The organism is Gordonia sp. i37, from assembly GCF_002043085.1.
Classification (GTDB): Bacteria; Actinomycetota; Actinomycetes; order Mycobacteriales; family Mycobacteriaceae; genus Gordonia; species Gordonia polyisoprenivorans.
The window spans coordinates 1-2824 of record NZ_MVPX01000597.1; the positions used below are offsets into that span (position 1 = coordinate 1).

Genomic DNA, 2824 nt, shown 5'->3' on the forward strand with positions numbered 1-2824 from the left:
CCTGGCCGCAACCGACACAGTCACCGATCTACACAACCGACCCGCTTAACTGAACGGTATTGGCGTTAGCCTCGGGCTTTCACGGTGATTTCGTGTCGTGAATAAAGAATGGTGCCCTGACCTGCGATGATTGAACTTGCGAAGGTAACAATCAGAGCAGTTCGAGGAGCACCAAATGAGTCGTAGGTTCCGCGAGAGCGGGCCCTACGGGTAGCAGTTGGTGAGTGAGCACACGGAGCACCGGGACCTCGCTGTGCGGGAGTTCTTCTGAATGACCGTGCCCTCGCCGACTGCCGCTGCTCTGATCGCTGATGGGATGTCGTGCCGGCCTTCGTGTTGAGCACTCGTCATTTGGTCGCGACGCGCGGCGGCTCGCTGCCTGACTTGCTTCTTCAAACGGCCAGGGAGATCAACGTGACAGTCATTATCGGCGACGATTGGGCAGAAGGGCACCACGATATCGAGGTGATGGCGCCCGATGGGCGCGTGCTGGCCCGGTTTCGGGTGGAGGAGAACGCGGCCGGTCTCGGCACTGCGCTCAGCAGGCTCGGTGAACTCGGCATCGACGGCGACGATGTTGTCGAGGTCGGCATCGAACGTGACAACGGCGTATGGGTCACTGCTCTGCGAGGCAGCGGATTCCGCGTGTATGCGGTCAACCCTCTCCAGTCGGCGCGGTGCCGTTCACGGTATTCCCTGGCCGGCGCGAAGAACGATGCCCGCGATGCGCACGTGCTGGCCGATATGGTTCGGACCGACCGCGCTCAGTTGCGGTTGGTGGCCGACGACACCGATACCGTGGAGGGTTTGAAAGTCTTGGCACGTACCCACAAAACCCTCATCTGGGAGCGGACTCGACACTTGAATCGGCTGCGGTACAACTTGATTCAGTACTTTCCCGCGGCCGTCGACGCGTTCACTGACCTTTCGGCACCAGAGAGCATCGAACTGCTCACCAAGGCGCCGACCCCGGCGACGGCCACTCGGCTGACCCTGACCCAGATCCGGGCGGCGCTGACCCATGCCAAGCGCCGCATGATCGATACTCGTGCCTCAGAGATCCGCGCGACGCTGCGCGAACCCGGTCATCTCGGTCAACCCGCGGAGCTGGCTGCTGCCCATGCGTCGGCCACCGTCGCTATTCTGGCGGTCATTGCTGTACTCAACACCCAGATCGCGAACCTCGCCGAGAAGGTGACCTCCGCATTTCACACCCATCCCCAGGCTCGGATCTACACCTCCCAACCCGGCATGGGGCCGATCCTCGGCGCTCGCGCCCTCGCCGAGTTCGGCGATGCTCCTGTCCGGTACCGCACCGCCAAGGCGCGGAGGAACTTCGCAGGCACCAGCCCGGTCACCCAGCAGTCAGGGAAACGGACCGTCGTGTCGCGACGCTACGTTCACAACGATCGACTCCTCGATACGCTGACGCGCCAGGCGTTTACCGCGATCCGAGTCTCGCCCGGAGCGCGCTCCTACTACGACCGTCAACGGCAGCGCGGCGTCGCGCATGAGGCCGCGCTGCGCCACGTGGCCAACCGGCTTGTCGGCATCCTGCATGGATGTCTGGCCACCGACACCCTCTACGACGAAACCATCGCGTGGAAAGAGCTGGCCGACAACACATCACGGAAGGATAGGCCCGATTGCCTCTTGACATCCTTATCACATGGGATGTCTTTCAGGTGAGTAAGTCTACGTCGTGCTACCCGTCGTTGTCTGTAGATGACTCCGGAACCGGGGTGGTGTCGCACGCCGGGGCGACGGTCCTGCTGCGGGCGGCCGAGAAAACCGGTCTGAGCAGGCACTTGTCGACCGGGTTGGCGTCGTGGCGCAAACCTTTGGCCACTCACGATCCGGGCAAGATTGTGCTTGACCTCGCCGTCGCGGTCGCCCTGGGCGGCGATTGCTTGGCTGATATCAACCAGGTGCGTGCCGACCCGGGCGTGTTCGGGCCGGTGGCCTCGGATCCGACGGTGTCGCGACTGATCTCCACGCTGGCCGCCGACGCACCGGCAGCCTTGTCGGCTATCAACGCTGCTCGCGCCGCAGCCCGCGCGCAGGCGTGGACCGCCGCCGGCACCGCAGCCCCCAACCACGACCGCGATGTGCGGCATCCGTTGATCATCGATCTCGACGCCACCTTGGTGACCGCACACTCCGACAAAGAGCAGGCGACGCCACACTGGAAGAAAGGCTTCGGGTTTCACCCGCTGTGCGCGTTCGTCGATCACCAAGCCGCCGGCACCGGTGAACCACTCGCAATCATGTTGCGGCCCGGCAACGCCGGGTCGAACACCGCTGCTGATCACATCACCGTCGTCGAACAGGCCCTGGCCCAAGTACCCGGCATCGATGGTTATCGGGTCGGCAAAACGGTGCTGATCCGCACCGATTCGGCCGGCAGCACCCACGAATTCCTGGAGTATCTGACCAGGCGGCGGTTGGCCTACTCGGTCGGATTCGGACTCACCGAGGCCATCGCCGAGATCATCGACCGACTACTACCTGAGGCGTGGACCCCGGCCTACGACGCCGACTGGGTCGAACGTGACGGGGCGTGGGTCGCGGAACTGACGGGCATGCTGGACCTTTCGGGCTGGCCCGAGGGCATGCGGGTGATCGTCAGAAAGGAGCGCCCGCATCCGGGAGCGCAGTTGCGGTTCACCGACTCCGACGGCATGCGACTGACCGCGTTCGCCACCAACACACCCCGCGGCCAGCTGGCCGAGCTCGAACTGCGCCACCGGCGGCGTGCGCGTTGCGAGGACCGCATCCGCACCGCCAATGAACCGTCCTGGACTGGGTCGAGACCTTGTTTAGG

2 protein-coding genes are annotated in these 2824 nt (G+C 64.2%); both read left to right on the forward strand.

The genetic code is table 11. The features are described from left to right. Positions 1-321: 321 nt before the first annotated feature. On the forward strand, positions 322-1689 hold the full coding sequence (locus B1964_RS28545) for an IS110 family transposase (RefSeq protein ID WP_253194258.1): 1368 nt from the start codon (positions 322-324) through the stop codon (positions 1687-1689). After that, a partial coding sequence (locus B1964_RS28550) for an IS1380 family transposase (protein ID WP_079932193.1) occupies positions 1686-2824 on the forward strand: 1139 nt, incomplete at its 3' end. The genes B1964_RS28545 and B1964_RS28550, both read left to right, overlap by 4 nt.